Origin of the sequence: Nakamurella multipartita DSM 44233 (genome assembly GCF_000024365.1) — a bacterium.
Taxonomy (GTDB): domain Bacteria; phylum Actinomycetota; class Actinomycetes; order Mycobacteriales; family Nakamurellaceae; genus Nakamurella; species Nakamurella multipartita.
In genome coordinates, this window is record NC_013235.1 from 5,775,850 (window position 1) to 5,801,971 (window position 26,122).

General features: G+C 71.7%; 20 protein-coding genes. 6 read left to right on the forward strand and 14 right to left on the reverse strand.

What is annotated here, in order from left to right:
- Window positions 1-204 precede the first annotated feature (204 nt).
- The 4 genes from thiE to NAMU_RS31580 all read right to left on the reverse strand — a co-directional run bounded on the left by thiE (window position 205) and on the right by NAMU_RS31580 (window position 6,958).
- Entirely contained in the window at window positions 205-891 is a 687-nt protein-coding gene (thiE, locus tag NAMU_RS25695) for a thiamine phosphate synthase (RefSeq protein WP_015750260.1), read from the reverse strand.
- A 50-nt stretch (window positions 892-941) separates the two neighbouring features.
- Window positions 942-1,739 carry a hydroxyethylthiazole kinase gene (gene thiM / locus NAMU_RS25700; RefSeq protein ID WP_015750261.1) on the reverse strand — a complete coding sequence of 266 codons (798 nt, stop codon included), beginning with the start codon at window positions 1,737-1,739 and terminating at the stop codon, window positions 942-944.
- 90 nt (window positions 1,740-1,829) lie between these two features.
- Window positions 1,830-4,172, reverse strand: coding sequence for an MMPL family transporter (locus tag NAMU_RS25705; protein WP_015750262.1), 2,343 nt, complete (start codon window positions 4,170-4,172; stop codon window positions 1,830-1,832).
- Between the two features lie 131 nt (window positions 4,173-4,303).
- Window positions 4,304-6,958, reverse strand: a complete 2,655-nt coding sequence (locus tag NAMU_RS31580) for a helix-turn-helix transcriptional regulator (protein WP_015750263.1) — start codon at window positions 6,956-6,958, stop codon at window positions 4,304-4,306.
- A gap of 347 nt (window positions 6,959-7,305) precedes the next feature.
- Between NAMU_RS31580 and NAMU_RS25715 the strand changes: the two genes are divergently transcribed.
- Together NAMU_RS25715 and NAMU_RS25720 are read left to right on the forward strand one after the other, a co-directional pair.
- Window positions 7,306-7,545, forward strand: a complete 240-nt coding sequence (locus NAMU_RS25715) for a hypothetical protein (protein WP_015750264.1) — start codon at window positions 7,306-7,308, stop codon at window positions 7,543-7,545.
- Window positions 7,542-7,811, forward strand: coding sequence for a hypothetical protein (locus tag NAMU_RS25720; RefSeq protein ID WP_041369461.1), 270 nt, complete (start codon window positions 7,542-7,544; stop codon window positions 7,809-7,811). The genes NAMU_RS25715 and NAMU_RS25720 overlap by 4 nt, the downstream gene beginning before the upstream one ends.
- On the opposite strand, the gene NAMU_RS25725 is transcribed toward NAMU_RS25720, so the two are convergent.
- The 4 genes from NAMU_RS25725 to NAMU_RS25740 all read right to left on the reverse strand — a co-directional run bounded on the left by NAMU_RS25725 (window position 7,746) and on the right by NAMU_RS25740 (window position 13,813).
- On the reverse strand, window positions 7,746-8,219 hold the full coding sequence (locus NAMU_RS25725) for an RDD family protein (RefSeq protein ID WP_015750265.1): 474 nt from the start codon (window positions 8,217-8,219) through the stop codon (window positions 7,746-7,748). The genes NAMU_RS25720 and NAMU_RS25725 overlap by 66 nt on opposite strands.
- Entirely contained in the window at window positions 8,216-9,337 is a 1,122-nt protein-coding gene (locus NAMU_RS25730) for a hypothetical protein (RefSeq protein WP_015750266.1), read from the reverse strand. Before NAMU_RS25730 ends, NAMU_RS25725 begins: the two co-directional genes overlap by 4 nt.
- Before the next feature lie 225 nt (window positions 9,338-9,562).
- On the reverse strand, window positions 9,563-12,187 hold the full coding sequence (gene clpB, locus NAMU_RS25735; RefSeq protein ID WP_015750267.1) for an ATP-dependent chaperone ClpB: 2,625 nt from the start codon (window positions 12,185-12,187) through the stop codon (window positions 9,563-9,565).
- 177 nt (window positions 12,188-12,364) lie between these two features.
- The gene (locus NAMU_RS25740; RefSeq protein ID WP_041369463.1) at window positions 12,365-13,813 is read right to left on the reverse strand and encodes a hypothetical protein; all 1,449 of its coding nucleotides are present in this window, start codon (window positions 13,811-13,813) and stop codon (window positions 12,365-12,367) included.
- A gap of 459 nt (window positions 13,814-14,272) precedes the next feature.
- On the opposite strand from NAMU_RS25740, the gene NAMU_RS25745 reads away from it, so the two are divergent.
- Window positions 14,273-16,396 (forward strand): pullulanase X25 domain-containing protein, encoded by a 2,124-nt coding sequence (locus tag NAMU_RS25745; RefSeq protein WP_015750269.1) that lies wholly within the window; start codon window positions 14,273-14,275, stop codon window positions 16,394-16,396.
- A gap of 102 nt (window positions 16,397-16,498) precedes the next feature.
- On the opposite strand, the gene NAMU_RS25750 is transcribed toward NAMU_RS25745, so the two are convergent.
- Entirely contained in the window at window positions 16,499-17,665 is a 1,167-nt protein-coding gene (locus tag NAMU_RS25750) for a Gfo/Idh/MocA family protein (protein WP_015750270.1), read from the reverse strand.
- A 101-nt stretch (window positions 17,666-17,766) separates the two neighbouring features.
- Here NAMU_RS25750 and NAMU_RS25755 point away from each other — a divergent pair, with 101 nt between their 5' ends.
- Window positions 17,767-18,036, forward strand: a complete 270-nt coding sequence (locus tag NAMU_RS25755) for a substrate-binding domain-containing protein (RefSeq protein ID WP_083785970.1) — start codon at window positions 17,767-17,769, stop codon at window positions 18,034-18,036.
- A 27-nt stretch (window positions 18,037-18,063) separates the two neighbouring features.
- Window positions 18,064-19,644 carry a CYTH and CHAD domain-containing protein gene (locus tag NAMU_RS27925; RefSeq protein WP_015750271.1) on the forward strand — a complete coding sequence of 527 codons (1,581 nt, stop codon included), beginning with the start codon at window positions 18,064-18,066 and terminating at the stop codon, window positions 19,642-19,644.
- Window positions 19,645-19,675: 31 nt separating this feature from the next.
- Here NAMU_RS27925 and fmdA read toward each other — a convergent pair whose 3' ends face one another.
- From fmdA to NAMU_RS25775, 3 genes are all read right to left on the reverse strand, one after another.
- Complete coding sequence (gene fmdA / locus NAMU_RS25765; RefSeq protein ID WP_015750272.1) at window positions 19,676-20,929, reverse strand: formamidase; 1,254 nt, start codon at window positions 20,927-20,929, stop codon at window positions 19,676-19,678.
- A gap of 51 nt (window positions 20,930-20,980) precedes the next feature.
- Window positions 20,981-21,265: an FmdB family zinc ribbon protein gene (locus NAMU_RS25770; protein ID WP_015750273.1), complete on the reverse strand. Its 285-nt coding sequence runs from the start codon at window positions 21,263-21,265 to the stop codon at window positions 20,981-20,983.
- A gap of 82 nt (window positions 21,266-21,347) precedes the next feature.
- The gene (locus NAMU_RS25775; RefSeq protein ID WP_015750274.1) at window positions 21,348-21,902 is read right to left on the reverse strand and encodes a hypothetical protein; all 555 of its coding nucleotides are present in this window, start codon (window positions 21,900-21,902) and stop codon (window positions 21,348-21,350) included.
- Between the two features lie 123 nt (window positions 21,903-22,025).
- On the opposite strand from NAMU_RS25775, the gene NAMU_RS25780 reads away from it, so the two are divergent.
- The gene (locus NAMU_RS25780; protein ID WP_015750275.1) at window positions 22,026-22,211 is read left to right on the forward strand and encodes a hypothetical protein; all 186 of its coding nucleotides are present in this window, start codon (window positions 22,026-22,028) and stop codon (window positions 22,209-22,211) included.
- A gap of 42 nt (window positions 22,212-22,253) precedes the next feature.
- Here NAMU_RS25780 and NAMU_RS25785 read toward each other — a convergent pair whose 3' ends face one another.
- A complete protein-coding gene (locus NAMU_RS25785) occupies window positions 22,254-24,491 on the reverse strand; it encodes a family 2A encapsulin nanocompartment cargo protein cysteine desulfurase (protein ID WP_407669265.1) in 2,238 nt (745 codons plus the stop codon).
- A 604-nt stretch (window positions 24,492-25,095) separates the two neighbouring features.
- Window positions 25,096-26,022, reverse strand: a complete 927-nt coding sequence (locus NAMU_RS25790) for a family 2A encapsulin nanocompartment shell protein (RefSeq protein ID WP_015750277.1) — start codon at window positions 26,020-26,022, stop codon at window positions 25,096-25,098.
- Between the last annotated feature and the right edge of the window lie 100 nt (window positions 26,023-26,122).

Here is a 26,122-nt window from a genome sequence, read left to right on the forward strand (position 1 = left end):
GAACTCCTTGTCCGGCCGTCCACCCGATCCGAACCCGAACCCGTCGGACGACCTGATCCCAGCCTGCGTCCGGGGCCCGACAACAACCAGGGACGAAGGTCCCGCCGGGCCGGGATCCTGCGCCTTGGCCACGACCTCCCCTCCCGGCGGGCGGATCAACTCGGCGCGAAACCGGGCAAAACGGACCGGGTTTCGCCGAGTTGATCAGCCCGCCCCGCGGGACGACGAGCCGGCGGCGGCCCAGGAGTCGCGGATGCGGCGGGCGGCGGCGGCCGGGTCGGGCTGCCCGCAGATCGCGCTGACCACGGCGACCCCGGCGGCGCCGGTCGCCCGGACGTGAGCGGCCCGTTCGGCGTCGATGCCGCCGATGGCCACGCAGGGCACCGGGCTGCGCCGGACGATCGCCGAGAGCGCGCTCAGCCCGCCCGGGTCGGCGGCGTCGGGCTTGGTCGCCTGCCACCAGACCGGCCCGACGCCCAGGTGGTCGACACACCCGGCGGGCAGGGCGGCGGCCGCCTCGGCGTGGGCCAGGGTCTGCACCGACAGGCCGAGCAGCTTGTCCGGCCCGAGGATGCGACGGGCCGCGACCGGGTCCAGGTCGCCCTGGCCGACGTGCGCACCGTCGGCGCCGATCCGGGCGACCAGGTGCACCCGGTCGTTGACGATCAACGGGACGCCGGTGCCGGCCAGCACTGCGGCCACCGCTCGCCCGATCCGGACGAACTCCTCGTCGGCGGCGTCGGGGTCCCGCACCTGCACGGCGGTGACCCCGCCGGCGACGGCCGCCCGGACCGTCGCGGCCACCCCGTCGGCGCCGTTCGAGCCGGTCGCGCCGCACAGCCGGGTGTCGGTGACCAGGTACAACGTCAGGTCGAGCGGGCGGGGCGCCATGGCGGTGTCGGTGGCGGTGTCGTCGGCGGTGGCGTCGGCCGGGCGGGCGGTCAGCTGAGCCGGACCCGGTCGGCGAGCTCGGCCGGGGTCAGCAGCGCGAGCTGGTCCAGCAGGGCGACCGCGAACGAGCCCGGGCCGGCGGCCGCGGCGGCGGCCCGGTCCCCGCAGACGGTCAGGGTGGCGGTGGCGCCGACCGCGGCCAGCAGCGGGTCGTCCAGCACGGCGGCAAAGCCGGCGATCATCGCGCCGAGCGCGCAGCCGACGCCGGTCACCTTGGTCAGCAGCGGATGGCCGTTGCTGACCCGGACCACCCGGGTGCCGTCGGTCAGGTGGTCGACGGGGCCGCTGATCGCCACCACGGTGCCGTGCCGGCCGGCCAGCTCGACCGCGGCGTCCAGCGCGGCCTCCGGGGTGTCCACCGACTCCACGCCCTTGCCGCCGGCGCCGCCGGTCAGCGCCATCACCTCCGAGGCGTTGCCCCGCAGCACGGTCGGGCCGGCCGCCAGCAGCGTCCCGGCGATCTCGGTGCGCCAGGCCAGGGCGCCGGCCGCGACCGGATCGAGCACCCAGGGGGTGCCGGCGTCGGTGGCCCCGGCCACGGCCTGCTCCATGGCCGCGGCGGTGTCCGCATAGGGGGTGCCCAGGTTGATCAGCACCCCGCCCGCGATGCGGGCGAAGGCACCGGCCTCCTGCGGGTTGTCCACCATGGCCGGGGCCGCGCCGACCGCCAGCAGCACGTTCGCCGTCCACTGCGCGACGACGATGTTGGTCAGGCACTGCACCAACGGCGAGTGCTCGCGCACTTGCGCCAGGGCGTCGGCGCAGTCGCCGGGACGGATGTCGGTCATCGTGGCGGCATTCCCTTCACCGGTGGCCCGGCCTGGTCCCGGACCCCCGGCGACAGTAGTCCGCCCGCACCGGCCGGTGGCGATTGACCGTCAGTGGTCGACGGGCACCGGCGAGGACGCCTCGGCCGGCGGCGTCCGCTGGGCGAGTTGGTGTTTGGTCGGCTTGGGACGGATCGGCCACCAGGTGAACCAGCCCATGTCGATCGCGACCGCCGGCACCAGCAGGGTGCGCACGACGAAGGTGTCCAGCAGCACGCCGAAGGCGACGATGAAGGCGATCTGGGCCAGGAACAGGATGGGGATCACGGCGAGCGCGGCGAACGTCGCGGCCAGGACCAGGCCCGCGCTGGTGATCACCCCGCCGGTGACGGCCAGCCCCCGCATCACGCCGTCGTGCGGACCGTGGAACGCCACCTCCTCCCGGGCCCGGGTCATCAGGAAGATCGAGTAGTCGACCCCCAGCGCGACCAGGAACACGAACGCGAACAGCGGCACCGCCGGGTCCGAGCCGGGGAAGTCGAAGACGTGGTTGAACATCAACGCCGACACCCCCAGCGCCGCGCCGAACGAGAGCACGGTGGCGGCCACCAGCAGCAGGGCCGCGATCAGCGAACGCAGCAGCAGGATCAGCACGAACAGGATCGCCACCAGCACGACCGGGATGATCACCTTCAGGTCGCGGGAGGAGGTGTCGTTGGTGTCGACCTGGATGGCGGTGGTCCCGCCGACGAGCACCTGGCCGTTCGCGCCGGGCACGGCATGCACGGCGGTGCGCACCGCGCGAACGGTCTCCTCGGCCGCCTCGGAGTCGCTGGCCGCGGTCAGGGTGGCCTCGATCTGCACCTTGCCGTCGACCACCAGCGGCGGCAGGCCGGCGGCCTGCGGGCCGACCCCGGCCGCGGTGAGCACGGCCGGTTCCCCGGAGATCCCCTCCACCCCGGCCGCCGCGGCGACCACCTCGTCGGCGATCGCCTCCGGCGCGATGATGATCACGGGGTTGCCCGAACCGCCCGGAAAGTGTTCGGTCAGCGCGTCCTGGCCGGCGATCGAGTCGACCTCGGTGAGGAAGACGTCGGTCTGCGCCGTGCCGGCGGCCTTGAAGGTCGGCACGAACGCGCACAGCGCACCCAGCACGATGACGGTGACGATCCAGATCCGCCGAGGCCGGCGGACGACGAACACGGACACCTTCTCCCACAGCCCGGGCTTGCCCCGGTGGCTGATCGCGTGCGCGCCGCCGACGTGCTCGGCAACCCGCGGGATCCGCGGCCAGAACAACCAGCGCCCGGCCATCAGCAGGGCCGGCAGCAGGGTGAGCGCGGCGACGAAGGAGGCGGCGATGCCGATCGCGCCGACCGGCCCGAGGCCCTTGTTGGAGTTCAGGTCGGACAGCAGCAGGCACAGCAGGCCGATGATCACGGTGCCGGCGCTGGCCGCGATCGGCTCCAGGCACGCCCGCCAGGCCCGCTTGATCGCGATCCAGGTCGAGTCGACCCGGGTCAGTTCCTCCCGGTAGCGGGAGACCAGCAGCAGCCCGTAGTCGGTTGCGGCGCCGACGACCAGGATGAACAGGATGCCCTGACTCTGCCCGTTCAGCTTGAGCACGTCGTTCTTGGCCAGCAGGTAGACCAGCCCGCCGGCCGCGGCCAGCGCACTGATCGAGGTGAACAGCACGACGAAAGGCAGCGCGACCGCCCGGTAGACCAGCACCAGGATGATCAGCACCGCGGACAGCGCGACCAGCAACAGCAGGCCGTCGATGCCGGCGAAGGCGGCGCCGAGGTCGGAGATCAGCCCGGCCGGGCCGGTGAGGTGCACCGAGCCGCCGGCCGCATCGGCGTCGACGACGGCCTGGCCGGCGGTCCGCAAGCTCTTGACCACCTCGGTGAGCGGAGCCTTGCCGCTGGCGTCGACCGCGGTCACCTTGTCCTGCGACAACGGCACGATGACCAGGGCCGCCTGCCCGTCGGCGGACGGGACCAGCGGGATCGGGACGGGCTGGCCGTCCGGCGCGTCGATCAGGTAGTCGCCGACCGTGCCCAGCGCGCCGTCGACGCCGACCGGTTGGCTGGCCAGGGTCTGCGTGTAGGCCCCCCACGACGCCAGCTGCTGCTGGGTGGCGGTGCTCCCGTCGGTGGTGAACACGACGAAGGCGGGCAGCTGCCCGGAGTCGCTGAATGCCTTGGCCGCCTCGGTGGCGGCCACGGACTCGGCCCCGGCCGGCAGGAACGATTCCTGATCGTTGGACTGCACGGAGGACAGCGAGCCGATGGCCGGGCCACCCAGGCCGGCGATGAGCAGCCAGATCACCACGACGCCGATCAGGCCGACGGCCCGCAGCACCGCCGAGCGGCGGGCGGGGCGGCGGGGCGGGTCGTCCGTCGCGGTGGCGACGGCCTCGCCGGCCGGGGCGGATGATTCGTGCTTGGGCAATGGATTGTCCGTTTCTGCGACGTTCGGGGCTTCTCGCCTCACCTACTGCGCGACGGGCACCAATGGATGCTGTGTCCATCGACCACCGTGCGTACACCCTCGGACGCAGTCGGCAACCTCGCGCAGCAGATCTACAACAGCCCTTGGGACCGGGCGCGTTCCACCGCCTCCCGGCGGTTGCTGACCCCCAGCTTGCGATACATGGACCGCAGATGGGCCTTGACCGTGTTGACCGACACGAAAAGATCGTCGGCGATCTCCCCGGCCTTCAGCATCGTCGGCAGGTACTTGAGCACGATCAGTTCGCGTTCGGTCAGGTGCTCGACCTGCCCGGCCGGGCTGTGCGCGTCGGCTGGGGCCGCGCCGATGCACTCGACCACGAACGCGGTGTTCGGTCCGTCGAGCACCTGATAGCGGTGCAGGGGCCCGGCCAGCCGGCTGGCCAGCTGCAGAAAAGGGCGCCGGATCCCCTCGGGCTGGGCCAACTCGACCGCGGCGGTGAAGTGGGTCAGGGCCAACCCGTCCCGGTGTTGCTTCTCGGCCGCGATGGCCAGCAGCAGCCGGGCCAGGATGACCGGTTCCCGGTACTGCCAGCCGGGCTCGATGACCGGCCGGACCAGCTCTTCCACCCGGTGCAGGGCGCCCAGTTCCAGGTGGGCCCGGGCCAGCCAGGCCCGCTGCCAGACGGCGGAGAAGCCGCGGTCGTCGGCCGGCTCGCCCAGCCGTTCGATCGCCTCCTGCGGGAGCCCGGCGGCGATGAGGGTCTGCGCCCCGGCCACGTCGGCCCAGCAGCGCATCCGGATGGGCGTCCCGGGCGTGCGGGCCAGGCCGGCCCGGGCCCGGGCGTCGGCCTCCATCGCCCCGGCCACGTCCGAGCGCAGCACGGCGGCCTCCACCGCGCCGACGGCCAGGCCCAGCCGGACCATCCGGTCGCTCTGTGTGCGGCTCACGCTCAAGCCTCGGCCGAAGGCCCGCATGGCCTCGTCGGCCTGGCCGCGGGCGTTGAGCACCATGCCCAGGGCCAGGTGCAGCGCGAATGACTGGGTCTCCGATCCCCAGCCACGCCGGTCGACCAGGGCCAGCGCCTGCCGGGCCCGCCGTTCGGCCCGCCGGCACCGCCCGGTCATCGCCTCCATCACCGACTGGAACGAGACCGTGTTGAGCAGGGTCAACTCCAGGCCCAGGTCGTTCAGCTGGCGGTCGCCGTCGGCGAAGGTCAGTTCGGCCGCGCCCAGGTCGTCGGTCCACAGCTGGGCCGCCCCCAGGTTCGCGGTGGCGATGGCCCGGAAGTGCGGGGCCAGCGGCAGGTCCCGCCGCGGAATCTCGTCGACCAGCCGCAGCACCTTGTCGCACTGGTTGGCCAGCCCGGTCGCGTCGCCTACCAGCCGGCAGTAGGCGATCTCGAACAGTTCGAGCAGCACCGTGATCAACGGCCGCAGCTCGTCCGGCGCGGAGTCCACGTACTGGCGTGCGTCCACGATGTTCTGGTGCACGGCCGCGTAGTCCTGCTGTTGCAGGTGCGAGGCGGCCGCCGCGAGCAGCGGGAACAGACCCGGGTGGGTGACCGCCCGGTCGGCCAGCGGCCGGATCGCGGCGGCCAGGATGGGCGCCTCGACCGAGAGAATCTTGGGGATGCAGAGCATCAGCGTGCGGCCGGCCCCGTCCCAGTCCTGGGCCCGAATCGAGTGGCGCAGGGATTCGATCGGATCGCCGCGCTCGACGAACCAGGCCGCGGCCCGGCGCTGGAGCTCCGGCACGATCGCCCGGTGCTCGAGCAGCAGCCGGTGCCGCAGCAGTTCGCGTAGCAGCGGGTGATAGCTGACCCACTGATCACGATCGTCCAGGGCGGTGACCAGGGCGTTGGACCGCAGCAGCCGGCCGAGCGCCTGCTGGCCGTCGTCGCGGCCGGTCAACCGGTCGGCCAGGTCGGCGCACAACCGGTCGACGATGCTGGTGCGCAGCAGGAACTCACGGTCGGCCGGCTCCGAGCGGTCCAGGACCTCCCCGACCAGGTATTCGGCGATCGCCCGGTCGCTGCCGGTGACCCGGTTGATGCTGGCCGCCAGGTCGGCCCGATCCAGCGTCATGGCCGCCAGCCGCAGCCCGGCCGGCCAGCCCTGGGTGCGCCGGTACAGATCGTCCAGCTGCTCGGCCGTCAGCGCGAAGCCCTCCAGCACGAACAGATCGGCCGACTCCTCGAGGGTGAAGGCCAGGTCGCGGCTGCGGATCTCGGTCAACTGGCCGGCCACCCGCAACCGGTGCAGCGGCAGCACCGGATCGGCGCGGGTGGTCAGCACCAACCGGAGCTTGGACGGTTGCCGGTCCAGCAGGGTCGCGATCGACTCGAGCACCTCGGGGTTGCGAATCAGGTGGAAGTCGTCCAGCACCAGGACCACCGGCCGGCGCAGGTCGGCCAGCTGGGCCAGCAGGCTGTCGACCTCCCGTGAGCCGAACGAGCTGGCCGGGCTGATCTCATGCAGCGGGCTGTCCGCCGGCACCGCGTCGCTGAACCGGATCGCGGCCAGCACGTCGGACCAGAACCCGTGCACGGAGTCGGCGAAATGGTCCAGGGTCAGCCAGGCGAAGCAGTGGTCGATCTGGCGCAGCTGCACCCAGGACGCCACGGTCACCGTCTTGCCGAAGCCGGGACCCGCGCTGACCAAGGTCAACACGCGGTCGAACGACCGGTCCAGCGCCGTCTCGAGCCGTCGGCGACGGACCCCCGCCGGCAGGGTCGACGGGGGACGGGTGCGCAGCGTGACCAGCTCACGCGCCGGAGCAGTCAACTCTCATCACCCTCGCAGACCCGGCCGAAGCCCCGAGCGAATACGTCAGATTTCGCTTATCGCGCACAACTGGCAACGGCGACCAGTCCGACCGGGTCAGCGTACAGGGGACAACCGGGGGATAACCGCCACCGACAGTGACATCGGGGCTAGTCAGGACCTTGGTCCCGCCGGTTCGCGCCCGATCTCGACAGCCGCGGACCGGGGTCCCAACCCGGTCACAACCATCCGGTCGGGGTGACGCCGCCGGCCACCCGTCTGGGAGAGCATCCAGCGGTGCGGGTGTTCGTCGGAGACCCCGGACTCGCTGCCCGACTCCGACATCGCACCCGACTCGGGAGGAACGGATGACGACACTGGACTACGAGATCAGCGTCTCCGGGGAGCTGCCGGCTTCAGTGCTCGAGGAGATCGAGTCGTTCACGGTCGAGGTCGTACCGGTGCGCACGGTGATGCGCGGGCCGGTGCCCGACCAGGCGGCCCTGCACGGCATCATCAACCGGCTGCAGAGCCTGGGGTTGGAACTGATCGAGGTGCGCCGCATCGGCGAGACCGACGACGCGGGCCCGACCGAGGGTCCTCGATGACCCCGATCTACGAGTTCCACGTCGCCGGCCGGGTCGGTTCGGTGATCCGCTCGGCCCTGCCGGAGATGCACACCTTCGAGCAGCACGCGGGCCGGACGGTGCACGGCACCGCGGAGCCGCAGGAGATCGACGAGTTGCTGACCCGGATCGAGGCGCTGGACCTGGTCGTGCAGAGCGTGCACATCTGCGCACGCTCCCGGTCACGAATCGGCGACCACGTGCCAGTCGTAGACGACGGTGGTGCGCAGCACGACGTCCTGCAGTGAGCGCCGCTTGGGGCTGAAGATCACCCAGGCCAGGCCGACCGGAAAGAACACGCAAAACACCGCACGCAGGAACGACTGCGCCCATCGCAGCATCCGGTGCCCGTTCGTCAGCACCCGCAGGCCCATCACATAGCCGCCGTAGCTGCGCCCCGTGGTCACCCAGCCGATGGTCAGGTAGAGCACGGCGAAGGCGAAGGCGAAGGCGACCGAGGCCAGGAAAGGGACGTCCGGCCAGGTGAAACTGGTGGGCGCCCAGGCCAACCGGGCCAGGGCCAGACCCAGGTAGGCCACCGAACAGACCACGATGACGACGGCCAGGTCGATGCCGGCGGCCAGCGACCGGGTGACGATGCCGGCCGGACGCTGCTCGGTCTGGCCCAGCGCGGAATGAGGGGTGGGCGCGGTCACGGCGTCCGGTTCCGGTCGGCCGGCGGGCGCGGATCCAGGCGTGGGTCGTGGTGGCCGTTGAGCGAGGCCCGGCCGTTGACCGCGGGCGGCTCGCCCGGCCGCGGCACGATCGGGGCGCCGTCGAGTTGCCGTCGACGGCCGAGCATCCGGCCGACGAACTGGCCGATGGCGTCGTCCGCCTGCTGACCCTGCACCCGCACACCGTGCACCGCCTCCGAGGCCAACGACCCGGTCGAATCGCGGATGATGCCGGCCAGGTCGATGCCGTCGACGACGGCGGTGGCGATGCCGATCAGGTCGATGTGCGAGATCGCCAGGTCGAAGTCGACCCGGCTGACGATGGCGTCCGGATCGACCTGGGCCACGATGGCGTCCAGGTCCAAACCGGCGACGATGCCCTCGATGTCGACCCGGGCGACGATGGCGTCCAGATCGAGCCGGTTGATGATGCGGTCCAGATCCACCCGTTCGACGATGGCGTCGATGTCCAGCCGATCGATGATCCGCACGATGTCCACCCGGGCGACGATCGCATCCAGATCCAACCGGTCAAGGATTCGCTCGATGTCGACCCGGGCGACGATCGCGTCCAGGTCCAACCGGTCAAGGATCCGCTTGACGTCGACCCGGTCCACGATCGCGTCCAGGTCGACGCGGGCCACGGCCGCATCCAGATCCACCCGGGCGACCGCCGAGTCCAGATCGACCCGGGCGACCGCCGAATCCAGATCGACCGCGGCCACCACGGCGTCCAGGTCGACCTGCTCGAGCACCACCCGGGTCAGGTCCAGACCCTCCAGGGCCAGCCGAACCACCGCGTCGATCACCGGCCGCAGCGGGCTCAAGGCCCGGTCGAGCATCCCGGGTGCGGTCTCCTGGCCGGGGCCGGCACCCACCGGCGGATCCGGGGCCGCGGCCGGGCGGGTCAGGGCGCGGGCGGCCACCTCGGACACCGCGGCCTCGGAGGCGCGGACGGCCACACCGGCGCCCCAGCGCAGCGGGGCGGACATCGTCCAGGCCGCGCCGGCCGCCCCGCGGGCCAGCGATTTGAGCCGGCTCCGTCGACGCGCACCCGATCCCGACGCCGATCCAGGCGTCAGCGAATCGGGGTGGGCCACCGCAGTGCTCCTTCATCCGTGGGCCGGTTCCGACCATTGTTCGTCACCGGAGTCCGCCACCGCGTCACCCGAGCGGAATGACTGTGTTCAGCGTCGCACAGCGCTTCGGTTCGAGCCGGGCTACCGCAGCGCCCGAAACGGTGAAAGCCCGCCCGGGAAACTCCCGGACGGGCGGTCACCGCGACGAGCGGTCAGGTTCACACGGTCAGGTTCACACAGTCAGATTCACACGGTCAGGGGCACGCTCTCGTCGAGCGGGCGCACGACCAGCGCACCCGGGTCGTCGGCGTTGACGTCGACCAGCACCGTCTGCCCGTCCCGGATCCGGCCGGCCAGCAGTTCCTTGGCCAGCTGATCGCCGATGGCCGACTGGATCAGCCGGCGCAACGGGCGCGCCCCGTACAGCGGGTCGAAGCCGCCGATGGCCAGCCACTCCCGGGCCTCGTCGCTGACCTGCAGGGTCAGCCGGCGCGCGGACAGCCGCTTGGCCAGCGCGGCGACCTGGATGTCGACGATGGCGGCCAACTGCTGGGTGGTCAACGCGTGGAAGAACACGATGTCGTCGAGCCGGTTGAGGAACTCCGGCTTGAACGCCACCCGGACGACCGACATGACGGTCTCCCGGCGCTGTTCCTCGGACATGCTCTGATCCATCAGGGCCTGGCTGCCCAGGTTGGAGGTCAGGATCAGCAGCGTGTTGCGGAAGTCCACCGTGCGGCCCTGGCCGTCGGTGAGCCGGCCGTCGTCGAGCACCTGCAGCAGGATGTCAAAGACGTCCGGGTGAGCCTTCTCGACCTCGTCGAGCAGGATCACCGAGTAGGGCCGGCGCCGGACCGCCTCGGTCAGCTGACCGCCCTCGTCGTAGCCGACGTAGCCGGGCGGGGCGCCGACGAGCCGGGCCACCGAGTGCTTCTCGGAGTACTCGCTCATGTCGATGCGGACCATGGCCCGGGGGTCGTCGAACAGGAAGTCGGCCAGCGCCTTGGCCAGCTCGGTCTTGCCGACGCCGGTCGGCCCGACGAACAGGAACGAGCCGGTCGGCCGGTCGGGGTCGGCGATGCCGGCCCGGGACCGCCGGACGGCATCCGAGACCACTCGCACGGCCTCGGCCTGGCCGACCACGCGCCGGCCCAGACCCTCCTCCATGCGCAGCAGCTTCTCGGTCTCCCCCTCGAGCAGCCGGCCGGCCGGGATCCCGGTCCAGGCGGCGATCACGGTGGCGATGTCGTCGGGTCCGACCTCCTCGCTGACCATCGGCTTCTCGGTCACCTCGGCCGCTTCGTCGGCCGAGATCGCCTGGGACAGCTCTCGTTCCAGCGCCGGGATGCGGGCGTAGAGCAGCTCGGAGGCCTTGGCCAGGTCACCCTCGCGCTGGAACCGGTCGGCCTGCATGCGCAGCTCGTCGAGCTCCTTCTTCAGCTCGCCGACCCGGTTCAGGCCCGACTTCTCCCGCTCCCACCGCTCGTTCATCGCGGTGAGCTGTTCGCTGCGGTCGGCCAGGTCGCGGCGCAGCCGGGTCAACCGGTCCTGCGACGCGGCGTCCAACTCCTTCTCCAGGGCCAGCTCTTCCATCTTCAATCGATCGACAGCTCGCTGCAATTCATCGATCTCGACGGGCCGGGAGTCGATCTCCATGCGCAACCGGGAGGCCGCCTCGTCGATCAGGTCGATAGCCTTGTCCGGCAGGAACCGGCTGGTGATGTAGCGGTCGGACAGGGTGGCCGCGGAGACCAGCGCGGAGTCGGCGATGCGCACGCCGTGATGCGCCTCGTACCGCTCCTTGATGCCGCGCAGGATGCCGATGGTGTCCTCCACGCTCGGCTCGCCGACGAACACCTGCTGGAACCGGCGCTCCAGCGCCGGGTCCTTCTCGATGTGCTCGCGGTACTCGTCCAGCGTGGTCGCGCCGACCATGCGGAGTTCGCCGCGGGCCAGCATCGGCTTGAGCATGTTGGAGGCGTCCATCGCGCCTTCGCCGGTCGCCCCGGCTCCGACGACGGTATGCAGCTCGTCGATGAAGGTCACAACTTGGCCGTCGGAGTTCTTGATCTCCTCCAACACGGCCTTGAGCCGCTCCTCGAACTCACCGCGGTACTTGGCCCCGGCGATCATCGAGCCCATGTCCAGGGCGATCAGCTTCTTGTTGCGCAGCGACTCGGGCACGTCGCCGGCGACGATCCGCTGGGCCAGTCCTTCGACCACGGCGGTCTTGCCGACGCCGGGCTCGCCGATCAGCACCGGGTTGTTCTTGGTGCGCCGGGACAAGACTTGGACTACTCGCCGGATTTCCGAGTCCCGTCCGATGACGGGATCGATCTTGCCCTCGCGGGCCCGCTCGGTCAGGTCGACGCCGTACTTCTGCAGCGCCTGGAACGTGCTCTCCGGGTCCTGGCTGGTGATCTTGCGATCGCCGCCGCGGACCACCGGGAACGCCTCGACCAGGTTGTCGGTGGTGGCGCCCAGGCCGGTCAGCAGATCGCCGGCGTCGGTCCCCGGCCGGGCCAGGGCGGCCAGCAGGTGCTCGGTGGACAGGTACTCATCGCCCGCGGCCCGCATGATCTGCTCGGCCCCGGTCAGCACGTTGGCCACGGCCCGGGCCAGGCTGGGCTGGGCGACGGTGCTGCCGCTGACCCGCGGCAGGCGGCCGAGCAGCGCGTCGTTGCGGGTCTTGACGACCGCGGGATCGACGCCGACCGCGCGCAGCAGGCCGGGGGCGGTCGATCCGGGGGTGACCAGCAGGGCACCCAGCAGGTGGGCCGGCTCCACGGTGGAGTGACCGGCGCTGGTCGCGGCGGTGATGGCCGCGGTGACAACCTCGCGGCTCTTGGTGGTGAGGTTCTCGAGGTTCACGGCTGGTGTGGTGCCTTTCTCGGTCGGGTCGTGGTTCGGTGCGGGCGCCGGAGTCGACTCTTCAGCCTGACGCAGACGTCCACATGATGCAACGCACAAAAGTTGAGTCTATTCCGCTCAAGTCTAGTCCGGGCATCACCCCAGGTCGGCGACCCAAGGAGGCCGGGAACCAGCCGGTCAGACGTCCCCGCGGGGCAGCAGAGCCCGCAGGTTGGCCGGCACGGTGGCCGCGAATTCGATCGGCCGGATGGACCGCAGAATGGTGGCGGCCAGGATCGGATCGTGATTGATCAGCTGCCGGGCCTTGGCCGGCTGGCTGAGCATCTCCATGCTCATCGACATCAGTTCGGTGTCGCCGTCCGCGTAGATCTTGGCCGCATACTTCGGCCCGACGTCCCGGCCACCGGTGCCGGCGTAGATCTCTTTGAACGCGGGCATGGCCGCGTCGAAGGCGATCTCCTTGCCGTTGCCGTAGATGTCGATGAGCCGGCGGCCCGACCGATCCTGCAGGACCTGGATGAGGTCGAGCCAGACCATGACCGGCAGCGCGAACTCCACCTGGTGGCCCATCTCGTGCACCAGGGTCGGCACATCGTCGCGGACCGACGCCCGCACCCGGTCGTTCAGCCGGCTGGCGTCGGCCCGGAAGTTGGTGATCTCCGGCGAGCGCATGAACCGGCTCTTGACCTCGTCCGGATTGATCTCCACGGTCGCCACCCGACCGGGCGGTGGCCGGCGTCCGGGCTCCACCATTCCGTGCACCGTGTTCAGGGCCCTGACCACCCGGTCGGCGAACCCTTGCGCGTACTGCATGAAATGGGCCTGATCCGCCGCGCCCGGGGCGTAGTCCATGTTGACCGCCATCGAGTCGAGCACACCGTCGCCGACCGTGCCGGCGTAGATCTTGACCACCGTCGGCATCGTCTCCAGGGCGCTGATCAGGAGCTGCTTCGTCGGACCGTCCGGCTCGACCAGCTTGGGCCGGGCCTGGCTGGCCAGGGTGCGGGCGGCGGCGATGTCCAACGAGTCGCGGTGGTCGGGATTGTGGCCGACCGTGCCGGCCACCGCGGCGCGGATCTCGGCATTGCGCACGGTCAACGCCGACCCGTACAGGGCCAGCTCGGCCTGCACCACCGAGGGCAGGAACAGCTCGTCCACCCGGACCTTGATGTCGAGCAGGTCCACCTTGCGGTCCTCGGAGATGCACTGGGTCATCGCGAAACCCAGGACGGCGTTGAGGTAGTCGGGCAGCTTCATGGACGCGTCGGCGAAGTGGTGGACCGCGTTGACGATCATGTCGTCGAGCGTGTCCTTGGCCAGCGGGTTGTCCAGATGGACCACCCGCGGATGCGCGGCTCGGAAGAGAGTGGCGGCCCGGTCCGTGAGCGTCTTGGGCTCGAGCAGACCCTCGTCGGTCATGATCGCCTGCCAGCGACCGAGCAGCAGGGCCTGCGTCGTCGGCGGCGCGACTCCGGCCTCGATCCGCACCGTCGACTTGTCGCCCCGCATGAAGCTGCGCCGCAGGACGGGCGCGGCCGGGGCGGGCAGGGCCGGCTGACCCACCGCCAGGCCGGCCACCGGCAGCGGCGCGAAGGGGGCGGCCGGCGTCACCGCCGCTTCCAGCACCGGCGAACCGGCCGAGGCCGGGCGCGGACCGGACCTCGTCGGACGGATTCGTGACCACTCGGCAACCATCGCTCCCCCAGCCATGCGCTGCCGCGACCGTAACAGCGGCCGGTCGATCACGCAGCGAAAAGGCCTCGATTGGGCAGCGGCGTGACGTGACCCGTTCGCCGCAGCGCTGCGTGACCGCCGCTAATCCGATTCAGCGACGCCATCCACTGGCTGCCACGTTCGGACCCGGAGCGGCGCCACGATCGGTGCACGATGCGGTCGCCAGCCCGGACCGGGACCGTCGCGCGCGCCCGAACGGTCCCTCTGACCTGCGGAACGACGTCCGGGACGAATCGGACGTCGGCGCGCGGGGCGGTCGGAGCGGGTCTACGTTTCGCTCGACTCGACCGCCGACGCTCGGGGTGCGCGACCCACGCGACCGGGTGTCCCGCCGTTCTCGGAGAGGACCGCATGACCCGACCTGCACTGCGCCGACTGGGTACCGTCGCGCTGGCTGCCACCCTGGCGGTGACCATCAACCAGGTCGTCGCGCCCGCCGCCGCGGCCGAGACCACCTCGGTCACCGTCGCCGGCTCGTTCGATCAGGAGATCGGCTGTGCCGACGACTGGCAACCGGCCTGCGCCGCCGCGCACCTGGACAAGCAACCCAACGGCCAGTTCGCCAAGACGCTGACCATCCCCGACTCCGGGTCGGGCGCCACGAGCTACGGGTACAAGTTCGCCACCAACGACAGCTGGAACAACCCGAACTTCGGCCTGCGGGGCGGGTCGGGCGACATCGCCCTGCCGATCCCGGCCGGCGGCCAGAACGTCACGTTCGTCTTCGACCCGGTGTCCAACCTCGGCTCGGACTCGATCAACAGCGCCGCCATCTCCGGCACCTTCCAGAGGCAGCTCGGCTGCGCGGCCGACAACACCCTGTCCTGCCCGCAGAGCTGGCTCTACGACGACGACCACGACGGTGTCTTCACGTTGGTCACCGGGGCCATCGCCCCGGGCAGCTACACGGTGTCGGCGGCCACCCTGGGCAGCAGCTCGGGGTCGGCGCCGGTGACCTTCACCGTGCCGGCGGCCGGCGGCGGGGCGACGACGACGATCAGCTTCGACCCGAAGGCCGGCGCGCCCACCGTGTCGGTGGTCCCGCTGGTCCAGCCGGCCCCGGCGACCTTCAGCCATCCGACGGCCAAGCGCGGCGACGTGGTGGCCAACCTGTTCGAGTGGAACTGGAAGTCGGTGTCCACCGAGTGCCAGACCGTTCTCGGCCCGGCCGGTTACGGCGCGGTCCAGGTCGCGCCGCCGCAGAACTCCATCAACAACCCGGACGGGGGCGGCCACCCGTGGTGGGAGGTCTACCAGCCGGTCAGCTATTCGCTGAACAGCCGGATGGGCAGCGAGGACGACTTCAAGGCCATGGTGAAGACCTGCCGCGCGGCCGGCGTGCAGGTCATCGTGGACACCGTCATCAACCACATGACGGGCCAGGGCTCGACCTCCTACGACCCGGCCACCACCGGATGGACCCACACCAACTACCCGGGGCTGTATTCGGCCGCGGACTTCCACACCTCGCCGGCCGACTGCCCGGAGGCCAGCAACACCATTGACGACTTCAACGACTACCGGCAGGTCACCCAGTGCCAGCTGGTCGGTCTGGCCGATCTGCGGACCGAGTCCGACGCCGTGCGCACGCAGATCGCCGGGTACTTGAACAAGCTGCTGTCCTACGGGGTCACCGGGTTCCGGGTGGATGCGGCCAAGCACATCGGCCAGGCCGATCTCGCCGCGATCGTCAAGAAGCTCAACCGCACCGTCGACGGCAAGCGCCCGTACATCGCCCTGGAGGTGCCGCCGGGCGGGCCGGGCAAGCTGACCCCGTTCGCCTTCCAGGACCAGGGCAACCTGCTCGGGTTCGATTTCGCCACCCAGGTCAAGGCCGCCTTCACCAGCAACCTCACCGACCTGACGGTGTTCGGGGAGGATGCCGGACTGCTGCCCAGTGACCACTCGCTGGTCTTCGTGCAGAACCACGACACCGAGCGGGACGGCACGACGCTGAGCTACAAGAACGGGCCGACCAACACCCTGGCCACCGAGTTCATGCTGGCCTACGGGTACGGCCGGGCCGAGGTCTACTCCGGCTTCGTCTTCGCCAACAAGGACGACTCACCCCCGGCCGACGCCAACGGGTTCGTCACCGACGCCAACTGCGACAACGGCTGGGCTTGCACCCACCGCAGCCGGGGGGTGGCCAACCTGGTCGACTTCCACAACTTCGTCGGCGACGCGCCGGTGCGCAACGTCGACGACGACGGGGTCAACCTGCTCGCCTTCAGCCGGGGCAACAAGGGCTGGATCGCGCTGAACAACCACGACACCCCGCAGACCCGGACGTTCTCGACCGGGCTGCTGCCCGGCGTCTACTGCGACGTCATCCACGGCACCTACAGCCAGGCCTCGCGGGGCAAGAGCTGCGACGGACCGACGGTGACCGTGGGCTCGTCGGGCAAGGCGACCGTGACCGTTCCGGCCAAGGACGCGGTCGCGTTCAGCGCCGGGAACCGGGTCGGCCGCTGACCCTTCCGCTGCCCCAGCCCGCGCTGATCCAAGGCTCACTTCGGCGCCGGATTAGTCCGGTTTCGTGAACCTTGGATCAGCGCGGCGAGCGGGCGCGACCGATCACAGCCGCACCCAGGCGCCCGTTTCGACCGAGGCCAGCATGGCGTCCAGGGCCTGCGCGCTGTGCACCGCGTCGGCCAGGGTGGCCCCGTGGGGCTGCCCCTCGGCGATGGACCGGACGAAGCGGGCGGCCTCGATCACCTTGAGATCGTCGTAGCCCATGGCGTTGGCCGCCCCGGGCTGGAAGGCCGCGTACTCGCCGGCACCGGGGGCGACGTAGACGGTCGACACCGGCTGGTCCTGGTAGGCGGTTCCGGTGGACAGGCCGAGCTCGCCGAGCCGGCGGAAGTCCCAGTGCACCGCGCCCTTGGTGCCGTGGATCTCAAAGCCGTAGGCATTCTGATCGCCGACGGCGACCCGGCTGGCCTCCAGCACGCCGCGCGCGCCGGAGGCGAACCGAACCAGCGCACTGGCGTAGTCGTCGTTCTCCACCGGACCCAGCTCGCCGCCGGTGGCCCGGGCGTGCGCGGTGGTGGCGCCGGCCGGCCGGGCCCGCTCGGGCACGAAGATGGCGGTGTCGGCGACCAGCGAGTCGATCTCGCCGAGCAGGTACCGGGCCAGGTCCACCCCGTGCGAGGCCAGGTCGCCCAGCACCCCGGAGCCTCCGCGGGCCTGCTCGTACCGCCAGGTCAGGCCGCCATCGGGATGGGCCGCGTAGTCGCTGAAGAACCGGACCCGGACGTGCGTGACGGCGCCGATCTCGCCGGCCGCAATGAGGTCACGCGCGGCCTCGACGGCCGGGGCGTTGCGGTAGTTGAAGCCGACCGCGCCCTGCACCCCGGCGACGGCGACGGCGTCGGCCACCGCCTGCGCGTCGGCGGTGCTCAGGCCGACCGGCTTCTCGATCCAGATGTGCTTGCCGGCCTGCGCCATCGCCACGCCGATCTCCCGGTGCAGGAAGTTCGGTGCGGTGATGCTGACCGCCTGCACGGCCGGGTTGGCGGCCAGCTCCCGCCAGTCGCGGACCGCGTCGGCGAAGCCGAACTGGCCGGCCGCATCGTCGGCCCGGCCGGGCACCTCGTCGGCCACCGCGACCAGTTCGGGCACGAGCGGCAGGTTCGGGTAGTGGTGGCGCAGCCGGGCGTAGGCCTGGGTGTGCACGCGACCCATCCAGCCGAATCCGGCCACGGCCACGCCGAGGGTGGCCCGGTCGTTGTTCGTCACCACGGTGTCCTCCTGCGGCTGACGGTCCCCTTTTGCGGACCTGTTCAAATGTCCTGACATCATGGCAAAGGCCGAGCTGACGCGTCAATCGCCCGGCCAGCTGCATCGGCGCCACGTCCGCCGCTCAGGAACTCGGCCGGCGAGTGCCCCAGGACGTGTCCATGGTCGGGTACGACAACACCTCGCTGGCCCAGATCCGGCACCTGTGGTTGACCAGCGTGGACACCGCCACCATCGAGGTGGGCCGGCGGGCCGCGCGCGCCCTGGTCCGCCGGATGGCCGACCCGGCGCGGCCGGCGACCGAACAGCCGCTGCGCCCCACCCTGCGAGTGCGCGGCTCGACCGCACCGGTCCGACCCGACCGATTGGCTTGATCCGGGGGATGCGGGTACCAAAGGGGCATGGCTGCGCGTCAGAAGAAGTTCACCCCGGGTTCGGGGGCCGGGCCCGCGACCCCGGCTCCCGCCGGACCCACCCGGCAGCTGGAGATCGAGACCAAGCTGGAGCTGGACCCGGACGCGCCGCTGCCCGCCCTGACCAAGCGCAAGCGGCTGGCCGCCGTCGGCATCGCCGGTGCGGCCGAGCCGATCAGCCATCACCTGGACGCCCTGTATTACGACACCGACCAGCTGGACCTGCTGCGGTCCAAGGTCACCCTGCGCCGCCGCACCGGCGGCGCCGACGCCGGCTGGCACCTCAAGCTGCCCGCCGTCCAGGGGGCCCGCACCGAGATCGGCCTGCCGCTGAGCGCCGGCGCGGAGGGCGTCGTGCCCGAGCAGATCGCCGCGCTGGTCCTGGGGGCCGCCCGCGGACGGCCGCTGGGTCCGGTCGGCCGGATCGTCAACGACCGCGTCGTGCGGCATCTGCTGGCCGCCGACGGCACCGTGCTGATCGAGGTCGCCGACGACCACGTCACCGGCACCGGCCTGGCCGACGGGTACCAGGGCACCCAGCGCTGGCGGGAGGTCGAGGTGGAGATCGTCGACGGCACCCGCGACCAGCTGGCCGCCACCGTCGACGTACTGACGTCCGGCGGCGCCCGCCCGGCCGACTCACCGTCCAAGCTGGCCCGGGCCCTGGGCTACCGGCCGGCCGAGCCGCGCCGGGGCAAGACCGCCGGCGACATGGTGGTCACCGCGCTGGGCCGCCAGCGCGACCGGTTGATCACCGCGGACCGGGCCATCCGGGACGGGGACACCGGCGCCGTCCTGGATGCGCGCACCCTGTGCCGGCGGATCGGTTCGGCGCTGGCGGTGTTCGCGCCGCTGTTCGACGGCCCCGCGGTCGCGCCGCTGCGCGAGGCGTTGACCACCGCCGCCGGGTTGCTGGACGGCGCCCGCGACGTGCAGTCCGCCCGGGGCCGCCTGGTCGAGCAGCTGACCGAGGAACCCGCCCCCTACCGGGACCGGGCCCGCACCCGGCTGGAGCAGGCCTGCGATCGGCGGCTGGCCGCCGCGACCGACCGCGCCCGCGCCTACCTCGACGGGGCGGACTACCTGATGATGCTGCGCACGCTGGACGAGTTCCTGGCCGCGCCGCTGCTGACCAAACGGGCCGGCCGGGCCGCCCCGCGCGAGCTGGCCGCCCTGCTCGGCGCCGGGTGGCAGCGCCTGCAGGAACTGGCCGACGCGGCCCTGGCCGACCCGTCCCGCACCGCGCCGCTGCGCGACGTGCGGGACTGGGCGGCGAGCATGCGGTACGCGACCGAGCTGACCGTCGGCCCGCTCGGGCCGGACGCGGCGGCGCTGGCCTCCGCGCTGGAGGAGGTCCAGGAGTCGGTCGAGGAACACCTGGACGCCCGCGGCGCCGCCGACCTGCTGGCCACCCTGGCCATCGAGGACGGCACCGACGGCGTCGCCGGATTCATCTTCGGCCGCCTGCACGCGGTCGAGCAGAACCTCGCGCACGCCGCCGTCGACGACTTCACCGACGCCTGGGACCGGATCGAGGACGGCGAACTGGTCGCCGGGTTGGGTCACTAGGACCCGACCCGGCTGATCGCCGCCGGTCGGCTCACCCGGCCGAGTGCGGCGCTCCCGGGCCCGGATCGATCTGCGCCGGCCCGGACGCGCTGGGTCGCACGTCGAAGTCGAAGATCGAGGTCGGGATGTACACGGTGGCACAGGCATTCGGGATGTCCACGACCCCGGAGAGCCGGCCCTCGATCGGCGCGGCGCCCAGGATCAGGTACGCCTGCTCGGGCGAGTAACCGAACTTGGTCAGGTAGTCGATGGCGTGCAGGCAGGCCCGCTGGTAGGACAGGTGCGAGTCCAGGTAACGCTGTTCGCCGTCCAGGGTGACCGAGGTCCCCGAGAAGGCGATCCATTCGCTGAATCTCGGGTCGACGGTGCCGGGCAGGAAGATCGCGTTCTCCGACACCCCGTAGGTGCTCATGCCGTCCTTGATCAGGTCGACATGCAGGTCGATGAAGCCGCCCATCTCGATGGCGCCGCAGAAGGTGATCTCGCCGTCGCCCTGGGAGAAGTGCAGGTCGCCGAGCGAGAGGTTGGCCCCGTCCACGAACACCGGGTAGAAGACCCGGGTGCCCTTGGACAGGTTCTTGATGTCCTGGTTGCCGCCGTTCTCCCGCGGCGGGGCGGTCCGCGCGGCCTCCCCGGCCACCCGGGCGTATTCCGACTCCGGCAGCGAGCCCAGCACGGCGAACTCCGGCTCCGGCGGAAGGGCCAGCGGCGGAACCCGATTCGGGTCGGTGTCGATCAGCGCCTGCTCGCGGCGATTCCAGGTGGCCAGCAGCTCGGCCGAGGGCGCGGTGCCCATCAACCCGGGATGGATCAGTCCGGCGAACGAGACCCCGGGCACGTGGCGGGATGTCGCGATCTGGCCGCGGAAGTCCCAGATGGCCTTGTAGGCGCCGGGGAACTGGTCGGTCAGGAAGCCGCCGCCGTTGCGCTTGGCGAAGATGCCGGTGTAACCCCAACCCTGACCGGCCAGCGGTCCCGAGTCCTCTCCGGGAATCGGCCCGACGTCGAGGATGTCGACGATGAGCAGGTCACCGGGCTTGGCTCCCTCCACCCGGAACGGGCCGGAGAGCTTGTGCACCGTCTTGAGCGGGGCATTGAGGATGTCGTCGGCCGAGTCGTCGTTGACGATGGCCCCGTCGAACCATTCCCGGCAGTGCACCCGGAAACTGTCGCCCGGCTTGACCGTAGCCACCGGCGGGATCTCCGGGTGCCACCGGTTGTGGCCCACCTTCTCCTGGTCCTCGAACTTCTTGCTCGAATCGAGCGGGAAGATCACCTCGGGCATCGCAGCTCCTCGTTGAGCGGGGCGGGTGGGACGGGACCGGCCGCCGGGTGGCTAGGGCCGGGGCAGCTTGCGGTGCAGCGGGTTCGCCGAGACCGCGACCGGCCGGCGACCCGACGACGGGAGTGACGAAACCACCTGGGGCGCATCGGCGGTGGCCATGCTCTGCTCGACGGCCCGCCGGTACGGATTGCCGCCACCGGTGATTCCCGGCGCGGTAATCACCCGGACCGACGCGGTGCGGCAGGCCGGGCAGGCGCAGCGATCGGGCGCCGTGCCGATCGGATACCGGGCATCGAAAGGCCCGCACTCCGGGCACCGGAACGCATATGTCGTCATCGACAGGTGACCTCCATCGGTCCGAAGCCCCACCGTAGAGCAGGGGCCGCGGGCCCACCATCCGAGTGTCCGGAATGCCGGCTCAGTGCGTCAGAGTGACTTTCAACAGCACGATCAGCAGCGCCACCCCGGCCACGATCACCCCGCTGAGCAGGATGCGCAGTGGGCTCTTCTCGGCGTTCAAGCGGGCGGCGACCGCCCCGGTCAGCGCGATCCGCACGACGATCACCAGCTCGGCCAGCAGCACCGCGACCCAGGCCGAGGGCCAGCCCAGCCAGGAGATGGCCAGCAACAGCATCGGCACCGTGGCCGTGGTCAGGATGGGCAGCGACTCGCGGATCAGGACGGCCGGCTGCGCCTTGCCCCCGCCGCTGATGAACTCGGAGAACGCGTGGGCGACGAAGGTGGACAACGCGGTGCCGATCACCACCGCCATCGCCCGGCCGGTGTCCAGGTCCTCCTGGAACGGCACCAGGGCGGCCAGGATCAGGATGTTGCCGTAGATGTAGGCGGACAGCCGGCGGGCCGCCTCGTGCTCGCTCAGCGGCTCGCGCCGGTAGTACCAGGGCCGGCGTCCGGTGCGGCGGGCCGCGCCCGGGCGGGCGGGCGGCGGCGGGTTCTGCGGGCGCTCGGTCACCGCCCGATTGTCCCCGGTGACCGATCGGCCACCGACGACTGCCTACCATGTGGGCGTGCCGCCTCCCCCTTGCGCTCCCCCTTGTGATCGCGGCGCCGACCTCGGGTCCGGGGTGCGGCGCGGATGAGCCAGACGCTCGTCGCCTACCGGGCCCTGCTGTTCGTCATCGCGCTGGCCTTCACCATCGGCGGCATCGTGCTGCTGGTGCAGGGCCGTCAGCGCCGCTGGGGCGGGGTGGCGATGACGGTCTGCGCCCTGAACCTGGTCGGCGGCCTGCTGCTGCTGTTCATGGCCTTCACCCTGCCCTGAACCCGCTCAGCAGCCTGAACCCTGCCCCGTTCCGCTCGTGGGTCAGCGGCGACCGCGATCGGCGGCCAGCTCGTGCAGCACCGCGACCATCCGGTCGATCTCCCCGGTGGTGTTGTAGAAGGCGATCGAGGGCCGGACGGTGGCCTCCAGGCCGAAGCGGCGCAGGATCGGCTGCGCGCAATGGTGGCCGGAGCGGACCGCGATCCCCTTCTGGTTGAGGGCGGCGCCGACCTCCTCGGTGCGGTACCCGTCGAGCACGAACGAGAGCACGCTGGCCTTATCCCGGGCCGTGCCGATCAACCGCAGCCCGGGCACGGCGAGCATCCGTGGGGTCGCGTACTCCAGCAGCTGGTGCTCGTACCGGGCGATGGTGTCCAGGCCGATCCGGGTGACGTAGTCCAGGGCGGCGCCCAGCCCGACCGCGTCGGCGATGTTGCCGGTGCCGGCCTCGAACCGGTTGGGCGGGTGCTGGAACACCGTCTTCTCGAACGTCACGTCGGCGATCATGTTGCCGCCGCCCTCCCACGGCGGCATGGATTCGAGCACCTCGGTGCGGCCGTAGAGCACGCCGATTCCGGTCGGCCCGTAGATCTTGTGGCCGGAGAAGACGAAGAAGTCCGGACCCAGGGTCTGCATGTTCACCCGCACGTGCGGCACCGACTGGGCGCCGTCGATCAGCACGCAGGCGCCGGCCCGGTGGGCCAGCTCGACCACGGAATCGACCGGCGTGACCGTGCCCAACGCGTTGGAGACCTGGGTGACCGAGACCAGTTTGGTCTTCTCGTTGAGCAGCCGGGACAGCTCGCCGAGCAGCAGCTGGCCGGAGTCGTCGACCGGGATGACCCGGATCTTGGCGCCGGTCTCCGCGCACAGCTGCTGCCACGGAACGATGTTCGCGTGGTGCTCCAGATGCGAGACGATGATCTCGTCGCCCCGGCGGACATTGGCCTTGCCCCAGCTCTTGGCGACCAGGTTGATCGCTTCAGTGGCGCCCCGGACGAAGACGATGTTCTTCTCCGACTCGGCCCCCACGAACCGGGCGACCGTCTTGCGGGCCCCCTCGTAGGCGTCGGTCGACCGGGCGGCCAGCTCGTGCGCGGCCCGGTGGATGTTGGAGTTCTCGTGCCGGTAGAAGTGGGCCAGCCGGTCCAGGACCGCGTGCGGCTTCTGGGTGGTCGCGGCATTGTCGAACCAGACCAGCTGATGCCCGTTCACCCGCTCGGCCAGGATCGGGAAGTCCCGGCGCACCAACCGCACGTCGAACGGCGGGTGCGGGTCCGCGCCCAGGTCTGCGGCGGGCCGCGGCGTGCGGTCCCGGGCCGGCTCGGCTCGATCAGCGAAGTAGAACGACGGCGCCGACGCGGACGCTGGCACGGAGCCGGCGGTGGGCAGCGCGGGGCCGGCCAGCGGGATTGCCGGTGCCCCGGTTCCCAGGCCCGTGCCGGCCAGGTCCAGGTTCGGTCGGTCCAGACTCGATAGGTCCAGGTCGGGGACCCCCACCTGGGCCGGGTCCGTTTCGACCGGACTCAGCGCGGCGGCGACCAACGAGTCCAGGCCGGGGCCGGCGTCGGCGTCGGCGCGATAGGGCGAGGACTCGGCCAGGAAGTAGTACGGGCTGGACGGGGTCGGCACCGGCACCGGCGGGTCCGGCACCGGCAGCGGGGGCTGCGGCACCGACGGCAGCCCAGGCGCGGCCAGGCCGGGCGCCGGCTCAGTCGATCCCCCAGTCGATCCCCCCGTCGATCCCCCCGTCGATCCGCCAGTCGATCCCCCGGACGAACGATCGGCCGGCAGCGCGCCGGCGGTCGCCGTGGGAAGGACAGGCCCCGCCGGAACGGCGGGCGGGTGCAGCCCGGTCGCCGGGGTGAACGGCGCGGCCACCGGGACCTGGCTGATCGCCTCGGCCGCGTCCACCGGCTGGCCGGGCAGTCCCGGCACGGTCGGCGGCTGATCGGGGACACCGGCCGGTCCCAGCGGCAGCGGTCCCAGCTGGGCACCGGTGAGCAGTGCGGATGCCGCGGTCACGTCGGGCGGGCCGCTGGGGGCGCCGAGACCGGCCGCCACCTGGTCGCTGGGCGGGACACCCGGGACACCGGCGCTGGGCAGGGGCGCGGCCGACCCGGCCAGCGGCGGCACCTGCTCGCCGCCCGGCAACGGCACGGACAGCGCCGACACCGCGAACGGCACCCCGGCCGGATCCGGCGCGGCCGCAGGCGGGCCGAACCCGCCGCGGACCGGGGCGGCCGCGGTGACGTCGGCGGAGCCGGCCGGTCCGGTCAGACCGCTGAGGGCGGACTCGACCCCGGGTCCGCCGGCGTCGGGCCGGGGTTCGGCCAGGCCGGCACCGACCGGCGTCAGCTCACCCGGCGCCCCCAGCTGCAGGCCGGTCAGCCCGGGCACGATCGGCCCTTCCGGCACGGTCAGGCCCAACCCGGCCGCGCCCAGCACCGCGGTGGCCGCCTCTCCGAGGTCGGGAACCGACCGGCCGGGGCCGAATCCGGTCGCGGCCGGCGCCTCGCCGATCGCCACCCCGGGCAGGCTGGGCGGCACCGACGGCGGGGTCGGCTGGGTGATCGGCTGGGCGGCACCCGGCCCGCCGTCCCCCGGCACCTGGGAGATCTCGTTCGACCGTGCCGACACGTCGACCCGGGGCGCGTGCTCCACCCCGCCCGGCGTGTGGCCCGTGCCGGCCCGGGGCGCCGACCCGGACGCCGGATCCGGTGCGTCCAGGCTGGACCCGGCCGCCGGCGCCGTCCCGGGCAGGGCGGCGAAGAACTCGCCGGCCAACCGGTTCAGCGTCGCCTCGTCCGGCAACCAGTCCGGCAGCGCCGCGCCCGTCGGGGCGATCCCGCCGGCCGGGTCGGTCACCGGGAGGTCAGCGGCCTCAGCGGTAGGTCGGGCTGTAGTCATGGAACCGGTCGACGGCCACGTCGTCGAGCACCGCCAGGGCATCGTCGGTCAGCACGGCCAGCGAGCAGTACAGCGAGACCAGGTAGGACGCGATGGCGCTGCGGTCGATGCCCATGAAGCGGACCGACAGGCCCGGCCCCTGCTCTCCGGCCAGGCCGGGCTGGTACAGGCCGACCACCCCTTGCCGGGCGGCCCCCGTGCGGATCAGCAGGAACTTGGTCTTGCCGTTCTCCAACGGGACCTTGTTGCTGGGCACGATCGGCAGGCCTCGCCAGGTCAGGAACTGGGAGCCGAACAGGCTCACGGTGGGCGGCGGCACGCCCCGCCGGGTGCATTCACGACCGAACGCGGCCACCCCTTCGGGGTGGGTCAGGAAGAACGCCGGCTCCTTCCACACCCGGGCGATCAGGCTGTCCAGATCGTCCGGAGTGGGCGGCCCGCTGATGGTCGGGATGCGCTGGCTGGCGGCGCACTGGGCGATCAACCCGTAGTTCGGGCTGTTGATCAGCTCGCCCTCCTGGTGCTCCTTGATCGCCTCGATGGTCAGCCGCAGCTGTTCCTTGATCTGGTCGTGCGGGCTCGAGTACAGGTCGGAGACCCGGGTGTGCACGTCCAGGATCGTGGAGACCGAGTTGAGCAGGTACTCGCGCGGGTTCTCCTCGTAGTCCACGAAGGTCGTCGGCAGGGGCGACTCGTCGTAATTGGAGCAGACGACGTCGACCTCCTCCGGGTGCTTGACCTTGTTGACCCGGTAGATGCCGGCCTCGACGGGCACCCAGGCCAGCAGATGGACCAACCATCTCGGCGTGATGGTTGCCATCTGCGGCACGGTCTTGGTGACGTCCGCAAGATTTCTGGCCGCGGCATCGCCGAGGGCCTGGGAATGGGTCGCTGTCGTCATGCGCGCTGCTCCTCGTCACGATGTGCTCACGCCCGCCCGAGCCGACCAGGGTCGCCCCGGACTTCTTGGACCTTAACGGGCCTCGCCGATTCCGGATACG